A 15656-nucleotide genomic window follows, 5' to 3' on the forward strand; every position below is an offset into this window, starting at 1 on the left:
TTAAATGAAACACAACTTATTGTTTTTAATAGTGGTTTTATGCCTATAGCAATAGGAAAGGGTGTCCCGATCCTTTTGGGACACCCTTTCGGATCATCGGATAGACGCGCGAAATGCCTTTCCTCTTCTTGAAGAAAGATGGCCTTTGGGGCCAGCCCTGTGTTCGTTTGACACGAGCCGGGTCAAGCGCTGGTGATGAACTGGTAGACGGCGTCATGGACAAGTTCATAAATGTCCGCGTTTGGCTGCCTCTCTTTGGCGGCGGCAATGCGGATGCAAAGCTCGCGCCAATCGTTTTCGTCAAGCGGCATCATGTCATCATCACAGCCATAACGCCGCAGACAGTTGCGCACCTGTTTTTGCAGCCAACGTTCATCCATTGGCTTCACCGTCCGTTACTGTCCGTTGGTTTCCGTGGACGGAGCGCGGACGACCGACTGAAAGCGGCCTTTGTGCGAACCGTCGCAAAACGGTTTGTTATTCGACAGCCCGCACCGACAGAGCGAAAACGTTTGTTTCGTCACAAACGGCTTTCCTTCTCCATCGAGCAGTTCAACATCGCCGGTGACGCGCAGCGAGCCGTTGTCGTTCACTTTGATTTGCACTTTTGCCATCGCTTTTTCCACCTCGCTTTGTTTTGACAGCTTATTATGTTGGCAGGTAAAATGAATAAGGAAATCAAAGGGAAAAAGGAGCCAGCTATGAGTCTGTACATCACGTTTACGGATGCAGCCAAACGGGCGCTTGCCTCTATTGTAGCGAAATCCGGACGGCAGTTAAAGCTGATGTTTGACACTGACGGCTGCGGCTGTTTGGTCGACGGCGTGCCGGCGCTATGGCTTGTCGACAAGGCCGATGACGATGATTTGGCCGTCGAGACGAATTTTGTGCCGGTGCTCGTGGAACGGTCGCGACTCATCTTTTTTGATGAAACGATGACGATTGACGTCAAGCCGGGGACGACTGTTTTTCAGCTCAAAAGCCCAGGGCAAACGTTGAATGGGCATATGCCGCTTGTCGAGGTGAAATCTGGCCATGGACGGTAAGTTAGAGCAGCTTGCAAAGACGGCGAAGCAAAAAACATGGGTGTCGTTCACCCATGAAAACGATCCGTACAGCTTGCTTCATTGGTCGGTCGCCGGCCCGTATCATGAAGCGAAAGACGTCTGGCTGCTGCAAAACGAAATGACGTTTGAAACGAAAGAGTTTCCGACGCTGGAGGCGGCGATCGCCTGGCTTGGCGAACATATGCCGCACATCACTGAGGTGTTGTAAAGGGGCCGCCCCTAAGCCATTTTCGGCCGGGGGGCGCCCCTTTCCATAGTTAGAAGCCGCGTTTTGCGCCGAACGGCGCTTTCCAAATGTTATTGCGGACTGTTTTGCCGCTTCGTCGGGTGGATTGCTTTTTCCAATTCTTCTTTTGCGATCACCGGCTTCACCGTATCGGCCGACGGTTTCCCTTTTTGGGCGCTGTTTTTCGCCATTGGTCATCTCTCCTTTTTGCTGTTGTTTAGTTGTATCGTTTGACAAAATGACAACTGTTATGCAAAGGGGGGCATAAACAGTGAAAAAACAAGAAAAGCAGAAAAAAAGAGAGGACGATCAAAGATGGATGCTTGCCGACCGGCTCGGTGCCGAGTTGGAAGCGAAGCTGCTTGCGAAAAAACGGGCGCTCGTCGAGGAGGAAGCCCGGCGTCGGGCGGCGGAAGAGGCGCGGCGCCGGCATGGCGTTTTCGCTGGCGATGATGCTGTTTACGTTGCGCACGCGTCGTCCGCTCGCCGCCGCCCAATTGTCCGCCATGGCGCAATCGGTCGGCTATTTGCTTGCGGCGTCTGGTCCGCCGCTATTCGGCGTATTGTATGATGCGTCCGGACAGTTTACCGCCCCGCTTGGCATGTTGTTGGTCGTTTGTGCAGCCATGATGGTGTTCGGCTTAGGGGCAGCGAGGAATCAGTATGTGGAAGAGGATTGATCGGCTTTTGTGGAGCGACCGGTCCATTTGGAAAAAAGAGCCCGTAACGGCCCTTGGCAGCCGTTGGGCTCTTTTGGTTTGTTTTTTCGTTTTGTCTCTTGTCAGCGCTATGGCCGCCGGCAAGTTCAGTGACGCACATAGGCAGGGAATAGAGGCAAGCAGCGGCCTGCGGTTACCGGCTTCGCCGGCAATCGGCGTCCCAATTGAGTCCGATGGCGCGCCCTGCGCTTATCGGTGCGCCTCATACACCGAGCGCTTTGTCGCTTGTTTCAGCCATTCGTATTCGTCGCGGCCAAGCGGCGGAGCGGAAGCGGCCGCGATGTTTTCTTCGAGCTGCCGAAGCCGGCTTGCGCCTGGAATGACGGCGGCAACGACCGGGTCATGGAGGCAAAATTGCAGCGCGGTCGCGGTCAATGAACGGCGCCCGGCCGTTTTTTCCTTCAGTTTCGGAATGAGCGTTTGCAGTTCTTTGTAGGAATAGTCGAGGTAGCCGTGTTCTTTCACCGCGCTGCTCGCTTGTTCAAGCGGGCGGTCGGTGAGCAAGCCTCTAGCAATCGGTCCGCGGGCGATAACGCTGATATGATGTTCGCGAAGAAGCGGGAACCATTCTTCCGGCCGGCGATCGAGCAAGCTGTATTGCATCATGACGCTGACGATGTTCGAGCGCTTCACATATTCGCGAATGACGTTTGGGCGGATCGAGGAGATGCCGTACCAACGGATGACGCCTTCTTGCTTCAGCTCTTCGAATGCTTCGATCGTCTCGTCGATCGGGTCGTCGATCGTGCCGCCGTGGAGCTGGTATAAGTCAATGTAGTCCGTTTGCAGACGGCGCAGGCTCTCTTTGACCGCTTGTTTGATATAGGCTTTTGACGGATCCCAGTCCCAGCCGCTTCCGTCTCGGCGCCAACGGTTGCCGACTTTTGTCGCGATGATGACTTGGTCGCGCTTCCCTTTCACCGCTTTGCCGACAAATTCCTCGTTTAAGCCGCGGTCGTATAAATCGGCTGTATCCAAGTAGTTGATGCCGCGCTCCAATGCTTCATGGATGAGATAGATGGCATGGTTTTCATCAGTGCCGAGCGACATGCAGCCGAGTCCAATTTCGCTGACGTATAAGTCTGATGTGCCGATGCGGCGTTTGTTCATCTTTTGCGCCCCCTTTCGCGATCGATGAGGATATGTTCATTGTACAACGGAAGCGAAAAATTGGCCAAACATGTAGTACAATGAAAAAGAGTCCATCTATATCGATAGGGGAGAAACAGAATGAAGCTGTATGAAAAAACGATTCGCAAAGAGAAGCTGTTCAGCGGCCGCATCATTGACTTGTATATGGAGGAAGTCGAGTTGCCAAATGGGAAAACGAGCCGGCGCGAGGTGGTCAAACATCCGGGGGCGGTGGCGGTGCTGCCGCTGTTGCCGGACGGGAAAATCGTTCTTGTCCGCCAGTACCGAAAAGCGCTGGAGCGCGCATTAGTCGAGATTCCGGCGGGCAAGCTAGAACATGGGGAAGAGCCGCTCGCTTCCGCACACCGCGAGCTCGAAGAAGAGACTGGCTACCGCGCCCAATCGATGCGCCATCTCATTTCTTTTTATACATCCCCAGGGTTTGCCGATGAACTCATCTATTTGTATGTCGCCGAGGGGCTGGAAAAAGCGGAGGATGGCGCCGGTTTGGATGAGGACGAATTCGTCGAATTATTGGAAGTGACGTTGGAGGAGGCGCTTCGTATGCTTGAGCGACGCGAAATTTATGATGCAAAAACGGCGTATGCCTTGCAATATTTGCAGCTGCGCCGCGCGCTGGGGGAGCAAAATGCCGAATAAAAAAAACGAGCGCGGCCTCGGCCGTTATTACGCTGATTTACATATTCACATCGGCCGCACCGCCTCGGGCCGCCCGGTGAAAATTACCGGGGCGCGGACGTTGACGCTTGAGAACATCTTGCATGAGGCGGCTGAGGTGAAAGGGATCGACCTTGTCGGCGTCATTGACAGCCATGTGCCGGAAGTGCTGGACGAGCTCGAGCGGGCAATGGAGAAGCACGGTTGGCGCGAACATGAGGGGGGTGGCGTCAGCGCCGGAAAGGTGACGCTTTTGTTAGGCAGTGAAATCGAAGTATATGACGACCATTGCCATGGACCGATCCACGTGCTCGTTTTTTTGCCGACTGTGCAGGCGATGCGCATGTTTTCCGGTTGGCTTGGCAAACGAGTAAAGAACGTGTCGCTCAGTTCACAGCGCATTTACGTGTCCGGCCGTGAGCTGCAAGCTGCCGCGAAAGAGCAGGGCGGCTGGTTCATTCCCGCGCACGCGTTCACCCCGTTTAAAAGCTTGTACGGAAAAGGGGTCAAGCACAGCCTGACAGAAGTGTTTGAACCGGATCGGATTGATGCCATTGAACTTGGGTTAAGCGCCGATACGGCGATGGCGGACCAGATCGCTGAATTGCATCGCTACCCGTACTTAACGAATTCCGATGCCCATTCGCTGCGGAAAATCGCCCGCGAATATGAAGAGGTGCGGCTCGCCGCCCCGACGTTTGCCGAATTTGAAAAAGCGCTGCGCGGTGAAGACGGGCGCGCGATTGTTGCCAACTACGGTTTAAATCCTAAACTCGGAAAATATCACCAGACAGTGTGCGAGCGCTGCCTTGCGCCGGCTGCACCGGACGTCGACAGCTGTGCGGCATGCGGCCATCATCGCTTCGTGAAAGGCGTGTTTGACCGGCTTGCGGAGCTGAAAACGGCGGAACGCGGGCCGAAACGGCCGCCGTACATTTATCAAGTGCCGCTTGAATTCATCCCCGGCCTTGGTCCAAAAGCGTATGAAAAGCTGCTCGACCGTTTTGGCACGGAAATGCGCGTTCTTCATGAGGCCGCGGTGGAAGAGATCGCGGAGACGGTGGGAGAAAAGTTGGCCCAACTGATCGTCTTTGCCCGCAGCGGTGCGCTCCATATCGAGGCTGGGGGCGGTGGGAGATACGGGAAAGTGCGGGAGGGGTAACCACTCGGGCAGCGCTCCTGCCGTTCATCATCATGCCGTGCGTGCTGCTTGGCCCAGCCCGGCCATGCGCCAGTGGACCGAGGCGTCGTGCCGTCCGTGGAGTCGGCCACACGTCGGGTTGAGCTGCTTTTTCATTACATTACCGGCCTTTTCGAAAAACAGTCATACCGAAAGCGGATGGACATACAATCTACTAAGAGACAAAGTAGGAGGACGAAGCACAATGAGAACCCATCCGCTGAAATCGGCTATCGCTGTCCATTGGCGTGAACATGCTTCATTGTATGTGTTTGTCATCGTCCTGTTTCTCATGGGCGTCGTTTTCGGCGCCATTGTCGTCAACAGCCTCGGTTTCAGTCAAAAGCAAGACTTGTACTATTACTTGACGCAATTTTTTGGACAAGTGTCAAAAGACAATATCGCAAGCGCCCATGATATGTTCCGGCAAAGCTATATGCACAACGTCAAATATACCGCGTTGATGTGGGTGCTTGGCATTTCTGTCATTGGCTTGCCGATCATTCTTGTTTTGCTGTTTTTCAAAGGCGTCGTCGTCGGCTTTACGGTTGGCTTTTTAGTCAACCAAATGGGTTGGCGGGGGTTTCTTTTGTCGTTTGTGTCCATCATGCCGCAAAACTTGGTGGCCCTTCCACTCATGATCGTCATGGGCGTCATTTCGATTTCGTTTTCCTTGCACATGGTGCGCAACCAGTTTATGAAGCGGCCGCATGGATCGATGTTTCCGATGGTGATGCGCTATGCGGCAGCGATGGCGGCTGTCGCCCTTGGGCTGCTTCTTTCCTCAGCGGTCGAGGCGTATCTTTCGCCCGCATTGATGAAACAGGCGGTTCAATGGACAATGAGTTTCATCATAATGAATATTATATAGTAACCATTATCATTTCTTCATAATAGTGATTTTACTTTGATACTTCCCTCGTGCATTTGTTATAATGATGGGTGAACGGCGAGGGAGGAATGAAAAGATGGAAGATCGTGTGGAACGAATCAAGAAGCAGCTGCATTCGGCGGGTTACAAGCTGACGCCGCAGCGGGAAGCGACGGTAAGAGTCCTGCTTGAACATGAAGAAGACCATTTAAGCGCGGAAGACGTCTACCTCCTCGTGAAAGAAAAATCCCCGGAAATCGGGTTGGCGACCGTTTACCGGACGCTCGAGCTGTTAACCGAGCTGAAAATTGTTGATAAAATCAATTTCGGGGACGGGGTGTCGCGCTATGACCTCCGCAAGGAAGGGGCGGCCCATTTCCATCACCACCTCATCTGCTTGGAATGCGGATCGGTGGCGGAAATTCAAGAAGATTTGCTTGAGGATGTCGAAGCGATCGTCGAGGAGAAGTGGAAATTTCAAATTAAAGACCATCGTTTGACGTTCCATGGCATTTGCCACCGTTGCCAGCAAAAGCGCGAAGAAGAAAAATAAAAAAACCTTTTCCAGCGGGAAAGGTTTTTTGCGTATAAACAACGAAACAAATGGCATATCCTCATACTAGCAAGCTGACAAGCAGCTGATAGGGAGGATGCCATGAAAACCGTTTGGCAAATGGTGAAAGTGTTTCTTTTATTTACGGGATGCACCATTTTATTTTATTATAGTCTTGTATGGTTTAACCGCGAGTACGAGTATTACCACCGATACGATGAGCCGAAGGGATCGGCGGTCAAAGTATCGGCGGCGGAAAGCGCGCCGCCAAGTTGGCTCGACCGGCTGTTATTTTTTTATCGCGATGGGGAGTAGAGAGCGTTGGAATACGAGTTGAAAGATTTTCTGCATTATTTGACGGTGGAGCGGAATTTGGCGCACAATACGATTGTTTCATATGAACGCGATTTGAAAAAATACGTCCGCTATTTGCGCCAAGTCGAGCAGCTTCAGGCGTGGGGCGAAGTGGAGCGCCTCCATATTCTCCATTTTTTAAAGTTTTTAAGCGAACAAGGGCAATCAGCAAGGACAGTCGCCCGCCATTTGGCGTCGATCCGTTCGTTTCATCAGTTTTTGCTAAGGGAGAAAATTGCGGCGCAAGACCCGACCGTCCATATCGAAACGCCGCAGTTTGAACGGACGCTGCCGAAAGTGCTGTCGGTCGAGGAAGTCGAGGCGCTGCTTGCGGCGCCGCAAGTGAGTACACCGTTTGGGCTGCGCGATAAGGCGATGCTTGAGCTGTTGTATGCGACCGGCATGCGCGTCAGTGAGCTTGTGCAGCTCAACTTAAGCGACGTGCATTTGACGATGGGGTTCGTCCGCTGCTATGGAAAAGGGCGGAAAGAGCGGATCGTGCCGATCGGGCGCATGGCGATTGAAGCGCTTACCCGCTATTTGGAGCACGGGCGCCCGCAGCTTGTCAATCCGCGCCGGCGGGCGGCGGAGGCGCTGTTTTTGAACCATTACGGCCAGCGGTTGACACGGCAAGGGTTTTGGAAAATTTTAAAGCGGCTCGCGAAAGAAGCCGGCATCGAAAAAGAGTTGACGCCGCATACGCTTCGTCATTCGTTTGCGACGCATCTGCTTGAGAACGGGGCTGATTTGCGCGCCGTTCAAGAGCTGCTTGGGCACGCTGACATTTCGACGACGCAAATATATACGCATGTCACGAAAACGCGCCTAAAAGACGTGTACAAACAGTACCACCCACGTGCCTAGCAGCTGCCGTATGCTAGGCGCTTGCCTGTCGTTTTAGTTGTCAGACTTCTGACCAGTTGGCTATAGGCGTGTTTTTGCGAAAATACGGGAACGATAGAAATAGACTCCATTTTCATTGCAGGCAGGGGGAATGAGCATGAAAGCGACGTACCGGCGCGTCTTTTTGATTGTGATGGATTCGGTCGGCATCGGCGAGGCGCCGGATGCCGAGAAATACAACGACAAAGGGGCGGATACGCTCGGCCACATCGCCGAGCATCGCGGCGGCCTCCATATGCCGAATATGGCGAAGCTCGGCTTAAGCCATATTCGCGAAATCAAAGGGGTGCCGAAAGTCGACCGTCCGCTCGCGTACTATACAAAAATGAAGGAAGCATCGGCTGGCAAAGATACGATGACTGGCCATTGGGAGTTGATGGGCCTTCGCATCGACAAGCCGTTCCGCGTCTTTCCGAACGGGTTCCCAGATGAATTGATCGCTGAGCTCGAGCGTCGCACCGGCCGGAAAGTGATCGGCAACAAGCCGGCGAGCGGAACAGCGATCATCGAAGAGCTTGGCGAAGAGCATATGAAAACAGGGGCAATCATCGTTTATACATCAGCCGACTCCGTCTTGCAAATCGCCGCCCATGAACAAGTTGTGCCGCTTGAGGAATTGTACCGCATTTGTGAAATCGCCCGCGAATTGACGCGCGATGAGCCGTACATGGTCGGGCGCGTCATCGCCCGCCCGTTCATCGGCGCGCCCGGCCATTTTGAGCGGACGGCGAATCGCCACGACTATGCGTTGAAACCGTTCGGCCGCACGGTGATGAATGAATTGAAAGACGCCGGTTATGAAGTGATTGCCATCGGGAAGATCGCCGATATTTACGACAATGAAGGAGTTACTCAGTCGTTGCGAACGACATCCAATATGGACGGAATGGATAAGCTCATCGACACGCTCGACATGGACTTTACCGGGTTGAGTTTCGTCAATCTCGTCGATTTTGACGCTAAATACGGCCATCGCCGCGACCCAAACGGTTATGGCGATGCGCTCGAAGAGTTCGACGCCCGGCTTGCCGATGTGTTGCCGCGGCTGAAAGAGGATGACTTGCTCATCATCACCGCTGACCATGGCAACGACCCGATCCACCACGGAACCGACCATACGCGCGAATACGTTCCGCTTTTGGTGTACAGCCCGCGCTTTCACGGCGGCAAGCCGCTCCCGGTCCGCGAGACGTTTGCCGATGTCGGCGCAACGATTGCGGATAACTTTCGAGTCAATCGGCCGCCGTACGGAACAAGCTTTTTGGCTGATTTGGCCTAACTTCATAAAGAACGATGAGAGGGGAAAAGAATGGATCGACAAGCGATTGAAAAAGCCGCCAGTTATTTGCGCCCATTCATGCCGACGCCGCCTGAAATCGGCCTCATTCTCGGCTCCGGTCTCGGCATGCTCGCTGATGAAATCGAAGAGGCGGCTCGCATTCCGTATGAACATATTCCCGGATTTCCAGTGTCGACCGTTGAAGGACACGCTGGGCGGCTCGTATATGGGCGGCTTGAGGGGGCGACCGTTGTCGCCATGCAAGGGCGGTTTCATTATTATGAAGGGTATTCGCTTCAGGAAGTGACGTTTGCCGTCCGGGTGATGAAGGCGCTTGGCGTCCGCGAATTGATCGTGACAAACGCTGCGGGCGGCATCAACGAACGGTTCCAACCCGGCGATTTCATGATCATTTCCGACCACATCAACTTGCTGGGGGCAAATCCGCTCATTGGTCCGAACGATCCGGAGCTTGGCCCGCGCTTTCCGGACATGACGGAAGCGTACAGCCGGCGGCTGCGCGAGCTCGCCAAGGAAACGGCGGCGAGACTTGGCGTTCGTGTGCATGAAGGAGTATATGTCGCCAATACGGGGCCGTCGTACGAAACGCCGGCGGAAATCCGCATGATTCGTACGCTCGGCGGCGATGCGGTCGGCATGTCGACCGTGCCGGAAGTGATCGTCGCCCGCCATGCGGGCATTGAGGTGCTTGGCATTTCGTGCATTTCGAATATGGCGGCAGGGATGTCGGACGCTCCGCTTCACCATGATGAAGTGGTCGAAACGGCCGAGCGGGTGAAGACGGATTTTTTGCGGCTCGTGAAAGCGATTGTTGCCGAAATGGCGAAATCAAAATGAAAAAGGTGATCGCGATGCGAATGGTCGATTTGATTGCCAAAAAGCGCGACGGCAAGGCGCTGACGAAGGAAGAAATTGAGTGGATCATCCGTGGGTATACAAACGGGGACATTCCCGATTACCAAATGAGTGCGCTCGCGATGGCGATTTATTTCCGCGGCATGACCGAGGAGGAAACGGCGGCTCTCACGATGGCGATGGTGCACTCCGGCGAGGTGCTCGATTTGTCAGGCATTCGCGGTGTGAAAGTCGATAAACATTCGACTGGCGGGGTCGGCGATACGACGACGCTCGTTTTAGGGCCGCTTGTCGCTTCTGTCGGCGTGCCGGTGGCGAAAATGTCTGGGCGCGGCCTCGGCCATACGGGCGGCACGATCGACAAACTGGAGTCCGTGCCGGGATTTCATGTCGAGATCAGCAAAGACGAGTTTATTCGACTCGTAAATGAAAACAAAATCGCCATTATCGGCCAAACGGGCGACTTAACGCCAGCTGACAAAAAGCTATATGCGCTTCGCGATATAACGGCGACGGTCAACAGCATTCCGCTTATTGCTTCGTCGATCATGAGCAAAAAAATCGCTGCTGGGGCGGATGCCATTGTCTTGGATGTGAAAACAGGCGCTGGAGCATTTATGAAAGAGCTTGACGAGGCGCGCCGCCTCGCGCGGGCGATGGTGGACATCGGCAAGCGCGTCGGCCGCCGGACGATGGCCGTCATCTCCGACATGAATCAGCCCCTTGGCTATGCGATCGGAAACGCCCTCGAAGTGAAAGAGGCTATTGAGACGTTGAAAGGAAAGGGTCCGCACGATTTAACCGAACTTTGTTTGACGCTCGGCAGCCATATGGTCTATTTGGCGGAGAAGGCTCCATCGCTTGATGAGGCGCGCCGTTTGCTCGAAGAGGCGATTCGCAGCGGGGCCGCCATCGCGGCGTTCAAAACGTTTTTGGCCGCTCAAGGTGGAGATGAATCGGTCGTCGACGACCTGGATAAATTGCCAAAGGCGGCCTATACGTCGACCGTCACGGCGGCTGCCGATGGCTATGTCGCCGAGATGGCCGCCGATGACATCGGCACGGCCGCCATGTGGCTCGGCGCCGGCCGGGCGAAAAAAGAAGACACGATCGATCTGGCGGTCGGCATTGTGCTCCATAAAAAAATCGGCGACCGCGTGCAGAAAGGGGAAGCGCTCGCCACGATTCACAGCAACCGTCCAAATGTGGTTGACGTGAAAGAAAAGATCGAGGCGGCTATTCATCTGTCGCCGCAGCCGGTTGCTCGGCCGCCGCTCATTTATGAGACCATCGTATAGAGAAGGACGCCTGGCGATCCGCAAGGAAAAAAGCAGTTGTTCAAGAAGACGCCTGAAACGCGTGTTTCGGGCGTTTTTTTGTTTTTTGGAAAATGAGCTGTTTTTTGTATAAAAATATATCTACTGGAAAAAATGTCATGTATAAAGAATGGAGGTTTGGGAGATGAAAACGACAGTCACTCGTCTTCTTTTATTGCCGTTTCTTCTTTTTCTTCCTCTTTCTGCCCATGCCGAGGCGAAAGAGATGAAGGAGGCGAAAGTGAAGCTGGCCGATGAAGCGAGATCAGCCATTTTGATTGAACGCGACACCGGCAAAGTATTGTATGAAAAAAATGCCCATGAACCATTGCCGCCGGCAAGCATGACGAAAATTATGACGATGCTGCTAGTCATGGAAGCCATCGATGAAGGAAAGCTGTCCTACGATGAAAAAGTGCGGGCGAGCGAATACGCCGCGTCAATGGGTGGATCGCAAATTTTCCTCGAGCCGGGCGAGGAAATGACCGTCGATGAGCTGCTGCGCGGCATTGCCATCGGTTCGGCCAACGACGCGTCGGTCGCTATGGCTGAGCAGATCGCCGGGTCGGAAGAAGCATTTGTCGAGATGATGAATGAAAAAGCGAAACAGCTCGGCTTAAAAAACACCCATTTCGCCAATGCGACCGGTCTGCCGGCGGAACATCACTACAGCAGCGCTTATGATATGGCCATGATGGCGCGCGAACTGTTGAAATATGAAGATATTACGAAATATACGAGCAAATACGAAGACTATTTGCGCGAAAATACGGACAAAAAATTTTGGCTCGTCAATACGAACCGGCTTGTCAAATTTTATCCGGGCGTTGACGGCCTGAAAACCGGATATACAGCCGAAGCGAAATATTGCTTGACCGCCACGGCGAAAAAGAACGGCATGCGCGTCATCGCTGTTGTGTTCGGAGCGCCGACGCCGAAATCGCGCAATGCGCAAATTACGAAGATGCTCGATTACGCGTTTTCCCAATATCGAACTCACCCCGTGTACAAACGGAATGAAACAGTCGCCCGCGTCAACATAAGCAAAGGCAAACGGTCATCCGTCGAAGCGGTGACGTCGGAGCCGGTGTCGGTGCTGACGAAAAAAGGGCAGTCGGTCGAGCAGATCGAGAAAGTGATCAAAGTGAAAGACAATGTGAAAGCACCCATTCGCAAAGGCGATGAGCTTGGCGTCCTCATTTTAAAACAGGATGGAAAAGAAATTTTGCACAGCCCGATCGTCGCCAAGCAAACGGTCGAAGAAGCGAGCTTTTGGGACTTGTTTAAGCGGGTGTTTGGCCGCTTCGTGCAGGCGGGATAATGTCAAGTTTTGCGGTCTTTTCGCTCTCTTTGGCGAACGACCACTAGTTTTGTCGGGCGGCAGGATTTCGGGCGGACAGCAGCGAAATGTCTCCATATCCTGAAATGGACAAGGGGGAACACGCTGTGAGTCTCGCGATCGACTTGGAAGTGAAGCAAGACGTGCTCATCGTTCGCCTGTCTGGGGAGCTTGACCATCATACAGCCGAAGAATTGCGTGAACAAGTGACGGATGTGCTCGAAAACCGAGCGATCCGCCACATCGTGCTCAATTTAGGACAATTGACGTTCATGGACAGCTCTGGCCTCGGCGTCATTCTCGGACGCTATAAACAAATCAAAAACGTCGGCGGGCAGATGGTTGTATGCGCCGTATCGCCCGCCGTCAAACGGCTGTTTGACATGTCGGGTCTGTTTAAAATCATCCGCGTTGAGGCGGATGAGCAATTCGCCTTGCAAGCATTGGGGGTGGCGTAAATGCGAAACGAAATGCACCTCCAATTTTCCGCCCGCAGCGAAAATGAATCGTTCGCCCGTGTGACCGTGGCGGCGTTCGTCGCCCAGCTTGACCCGACGATGGACGAACTGACGGAAATTAAAACGGTTGTCTCTGAGGCGGTGACAAATGCGATCATTCACGGCTACAACAACGATCCGAACGGCATCGTCTCCATTTCGGTCATCATTGAAGACGGTGTCGTCCATTTGACGGTGAGAGACGAGGGAGTCGGCATTCCTGACATCGAAGAAGCGCGCCAGCCGTTGTTTACGACAAAGCCCGAGCTCGAGCGGTCAGGGATGGGCTTTACCATTATGGAAAACTTCATGGACGAAGTCATCGTCGAATCAGAAGTGAACAAAGGGACGACTGTGTATTTGAAAAAGCATATTGCGAAAAGCAAAGCGTTATGTAACTGAGGGAGACATGCCTATGGATGTCGATGTCAAGCAAGATCAGTCGCCAATCAAAGATCAGGAGATGAAAGAGCTGATCCGCCGCAGCCAAGAAGGCGATCAAGAAGCGCGTGATGAAATTATTGAAAAAAACATGCGCCTCGTCTGGTCGGTCGTTCAACGTTTTTTAAACCGCGGCTATGAAGCGGACGACTTGTTTCAAATCGGCTGCATCGGCTTGTTAAAGTCGGTCGACAAGTTTGACCTGTCGTATGACGTCAAGTTTTCGACGTACGCCGTGCCGATGATCATTGGGGAGATTCAGCGGTTTCTTCGCGACGACGGCACCGTCAAAGTGAGCCGTTCGCTGAAAGAGATGGGCAACAAAATCCGCAAGGCGAAAGACGAGCTGTCAAAAACGCGCGGGCGGGCGCCGACGGTTACGGAAATCGCCGACCATTTAGGCATTTCGCCAGAAGACGTCGTTCTGGCTCAAGAGGCGGTCCGCTCGCCGACATCGATTCACGAAACGGTGTACGAAAACGACGGCGATCCGATTACGCTGCTTGATCAAATCGCTGACGCCGACGAGGCGTCATGGTTTGACAAAATCGCCTTAAAAAAAGCGATCGAAGAACTCGACGAGCGCGAGAGGCTGATCGTCTATTTGCGCTATTACAAAGACCAAACCCAGTCCGAAGTGGCATCGAGGCTCGGCATCTCTCAAGTCCAAGTATCCCGGCTGGAAAAGAAAATATTGCAGCACATAAAGGACAAAATGGACGGATAGTCCATTTTGTCCGCACTTGGGCGGCAACAAAATGGACGGATCGACCATTTTGTCCGCACTTGGGCGGCAACAAAATGGACGGATCGACCATTTTGTCCGCACTTGGGCGGCAACAAAATGGACGGATCGACCATTTTGTCCGCACTTGGGCGGGGATAACACGGACGGATGTCGATCTATTTTCCGCACTTTAGCAGCGAAAATGGGTCGAGTTCGTCTTTTTTTTTGGCGGACAAGAGAAGCGAAGGAGCATCTTTGCACCGCTTTTTCCGGAGCAAAACGACAACAATCGTTTCCCCTTGAAAAAGAACGGTCGTTTTTTTTTTGCCCATTCTTTTCTATTTTTATGAAATCGATGGTGAACGACAACAGGCCGCATGATCGGTGTTTTTGCCAGCCAAACTAAAGAAAAACAAAATGGGGGCAAAGGTGTGAAGCAAATGGCCAACACCGTATTTATCAAGCCGCGCCATCGCGTGCAAGTCGAGCCGGGGGCGGTGGTGACGCTCGGGCAGACAGCGCAAATCGCCGCGCCGGATGGCGGGCTCATTCGGCGGTTGAAGACGATTCCGCTCTATCGCATCCAGCCCAGCGATAAAAATATCGTCATCATTGATATGATGCAAATGATCCAGGCTGTGTTTGACGTGGATTCCTCGCTTGATGTGCAGATGATCGGCCCATCGCAGACGATCATTGAAGTCGTCTATGAAAAACGGAAGGTTTCGGCCGCTTCCTTCGTTCTCGTTTGGCTTCTTTTGTTCGTCGGTTCGGCGATGGCGATCATGAACTTTCACGAGGACGTCAGCATGCAGCAAGTGCATCGCCATCTGTACGAAATGATGACCGGCCAAGCGGTCGACAAACCGTTGCTTTTGCAAATTCCGTATTCGCTTGGGCTTGGCATCGGGATGATTTTATTTTTCAACCATTGGTTCCGCAAACGAATCAACGAGGAGCCCAGCCCTCTTGAAGTCGAAATGTTCAACTACCAGCAATCGATTGATCAGTACGTCATTTTGCATGAAAACAAAGAAAGCTTGAGGCCCCTTGACGACGCTTGAAATTTTGCTGGTAGTGTTCGTCGGCTTCGCCGGAGGGCTGGCGGTCGGAACCGGATTTGTCGCCTTTTTGGTCGTGCTTGGCGTCATTCCGCGCCTGACGCAGCTGACGAAAACGATGAAACGCGTTCATGCCTATGAATGGGGGGCGGTGGCTGGCGCCACCGTTGGCGGCTGGATGAGTTTGCGCCATTCGGTCTGGCATTTGTCCAAATATTGGCTGGCGCCGATCGGATTGCTGCATGGCGTGTTCATCGGAATGCTCGCTGCCGCTTTAACAGAGGTGTTGAACGTTTGGCCGATTTTAGCGAAGCGGATCGGCGTCGATGATAAAATCGTCATTTTACTTATGGCCATTGCCTTTGGCAAAGTGGCCGGTTCGTTGTTTCATTGGCTTTATTTTGTCGATCACTTCCGCTGACAAAGGGGGAAGGAACC

20 protein-coding genes and 2 pseudogenes are annotated in these 15656 nt (G+C 53.3%); 19 read left to right on the forward strand and 3 right to left on the reverse strand.

The genetic code is table 11. From position 1 onward, the window contains the following. Window positions 1-182: 182 nt before the first annotated feature. Window positions 183-380 (reverse strand): YqzH family protein, encoded by a 198-nt coding sequence (locus tag LG52_RS03760; RefSeq protein ID WP_044730926.1) that lies wholly within the window; start codon window positions 378-380, stop codon window positions 183-185. A gap of 15 nt (window positions 381-395) precedes the next feature. Next, window positions 396-614, reverse strand: coding sequence for a CDGSH iron-sulfur domain-containing protein (locus LG52_RS03765; protein WP_044730927.1), 219 nt, complete (start codon window positions 612-614; stop codon window positions 396-398). 87 nt (window positions 615-701) lie between these two features. Here LG52_RS03765 and LG52_RS03770 point away from each other — a divergent pair, with 87 nt between their 5' ends. From LG52_RS03770 to LG52_RS20475, 4 genes and pseudogenes are all read left to right on the forward strand, one after another. Beyond that, entirely contained in the window at window positions 702-1046 is a 345-nt protein-coding gene (locus LG52_RS03770) for an iron-sulfur cluster biosynthesis family protein (RefSeq protein WP_044730928.1), read from the forward strand. Further along, a complete protein-coding gene (locus LG52_RS03775) occupies window positions 1036-1275 on the forward strand; it encodes a YqkC family protein (RefSeq protein ID WP_044730929.1) in 240 nt (79 codons plus the stop codon). Before LG52_RS03770 ends, LG52_RS03775 begins: the two co-directional genes overlap by 11 nt. Window positions 1276-1612: 337 nt before the next feature. Next, window positions 1613-1663, forward strand: a pseudogene (locus LG52_RS20470) (hypothetical protein); the annotation flags it as partial. 52 nt (window positions 1664-1715) lie between these two features. Further along, a pseudogene (locus tag LG52_RS20475) lies at window positions 1716-1973 on the forward strand (MFS transporter); the annotation flags it as partial. Window positions 1974-2201: 228 nt separating this feature from the next. Here LG52_RS20475 and LG52_RS03785 read toward each other — a convergent pair. Next, complete coding sequence (locus tag LG52_RS03785; RefSeq protein ID WP_044730931.1) at window positions 2202-3122, reverse strand: aldo/keto reductase; 921 nt, start codon at window positions 3120-3122, stop codon at window positions 2202-2204. 120 nt (window positions 3123-3242) lie between these two features. On the opposite strand from LG52_RS03785, the gene LG52_RS03790 reads away from it, so the two are divergent. From LG52_RS03790 to LG52_RS03860, 15 genes are all read left to right on the forward strand, one after another. Continuing rightward, the gene (locus LG52_RS03790) at window positions 3243-3803 is read left to right on the forward strand and encodes an NUDIX domain-containing protein (RefSeq protein ID WP_044730932.1); all 561 of its coding nucleotides are present in this window, start codon (window positions 3243-3245) and stop codon (window positions 3801-3803) included. After that, window positions 3793-4983, forward strand: coding sequence for a TIGR00375 family protein (locus tag LG52_RS03795; protein ID WP_044730933.1), 1191 nt, complete (start codon window positions 3793-3795; stop codon window positions 4981-4983). Before LG52_RS03790 ends, LG52_RS03795 begins: the two co-directional genes overlap by 11 nt. Window positions 4984-5206: 223 nt before the next feature. Further along, window positions 5207-5872, forward strand: a complete 666-nt coding sequence (gene spoIIM, locus LG52_RS03800; protein ID WP_044730934.1) for a stage II sporulation protein M — start codon at window positions 5207-5209, stop codon at window positions 5870-5872. A gap of 97 nt (window positions 5873-5969) precedes the next feature. Further along, window positions 5970-6425, forward strand: a complete 456-nt coding sequence (locus LG52_RS03805; RefSeq protein ID WP_044730935.1) for a Fur family transcriptional regulator — start codon at window positions 5970-5972, stop codon at window positions 6423-6425. A 102-nt stretch (window positions 6426-6527) separates the two neighbouring features. Next, the gene (locus tag LG52_RS03810; protein ID WP_011231798.1) at window positions 6528-6740 is read left to right on the forward strand and encodes a YqzK family protein; all 213 of its coding nucleotides are present in this window, start codon (window positions 6528-6530) and stop codon (window positions 6738-6740) included. 6 nt (window positions 6741-6746) lie between these two features. After that, window positions 6747-7643, forward strand: a complete 897-nt coding sequence (gene xerD / locus LG52_RS03815; RefSeq protein WP_044730936.1) for a site-specific tyrosine recombinase XerD — start codon at window positions 6747-6749, stop codon at window positions 7641-7643. 136 nt (window positions 7644-7779) lie between these two features. Continuing rightward, complete coding sequence (gene deoB, locus LG52_RS03820) at window positions 7780-8961, forward strand: phosphopentomutase (protein ID WP_044730937.1); 1182 nt, start codon at window positions 7780-7782, stop codon at window positions 8959-8961. Window positions 8962-8991: 30 nt separating this feature from the next. After that, complete coding sequence (locus LG52_RS03825) at window positions 8992-9819, forward strand: purine-nucleoside phosphorylase (protein WP_044730938.1); 828 nt, start codon at window positions 8992-8994, stop codon at window positions 9817-9819. A 14-nt stretch (window positions 9820-9833) separates the two neighbouring features. Further along, complete coding sequence (locus LG52_RS03830; RefSeq protein ID WP_044733078.1) at window positions 9834-11135, forward strand: pyrimidine-nucleoside phosphorylase; 1302 nt, start codon at window positions 9834-9836, stop codon at window positions 11133-11135. 163 nt (window positions 11136-11298) lie between these two features. After that, the gene (locus LG52_RS03835) at window positions 11299-12474 is read left to right on the forward strand and encodes a D-alanyl-D-alanine carboxypeptidase family protein (protein ID WP_044730939.1); all 1176 of its coding nucleotides are present in this window, start codon (window positions 11299-11301) and stop codon (window positions 12472-12474) included. A gap of 125 nt (window positions 12475-12599) precedes the next feature. Continuing rightward, the gene (gene spoIIAA, locus LG52_RS03840) at window positions 12600-12950 is read left to right on the forward strand and encodes an anti-sigma F factor antagonist (RefSeq protein WP_011231792.1); all 351 of its coding nucleotides are present in this window, start codon (window positions 12600-12602) and stop codon (window positions 12948-12950) included. After that, window positions 12951-13391, forward strand: a complete 441-nt coding sequence (gene spoIIAB, locus LG52_RS03845; protein ID WP_011231791.1) for an anti-sigma F factor — start codon at window positions 12951-12953, stop codon at window positions 13389-13391. Window positions 13392-13404: 13 nt separating this feature from the next. Continuing rightward, complete coding sequence (gene sigF / locus LG52_RS03850; protein ID WP_011231790.1) at window positions 13405-14157, forward strand: RNA polymerase sporulation sigma factor SigF; 753 nt, start codon at window positions 13405-13407, stop codon at window positions 14155-14157. 440 nt (window positions 14158-14597) lie between these two features. Continuing rightward, window positions 14598-15221, forward strand: coding sequence for a stage V sporulation protein AA (locus LG52_RS03855; protein WP_044733079.1), 624 nt, complete (start codon window positions 14598-14600; stop codon window positions 15219-15221). Further along, entirely contained in the window at window positions 15208-15639 is a 432-nt protein-coding gene (locus tag LG52_RS03860; RefSeq protein WP_044730940.1) for a stage V sporulation protein AB, read from the forward strand. The genes LG52_RS03855 and LG52_RS03860 overlap by 14 nt, the downstream gene beginning before the upstream one ends. Window positions 15640-15656 lie beyond the last annotated feature (17 nt).

Origin of the sequence: Geobacillus kaustophilus (genome assembly GCF_000948285.1) — a bacterium.
Taxonomy (GTDB): domain Bacteria; phylum Bacillota; class Bacilli; order Bacillales; family Anoxybacillaceae; genus Geobacillus; species Geobacillus thermoleovorans_A.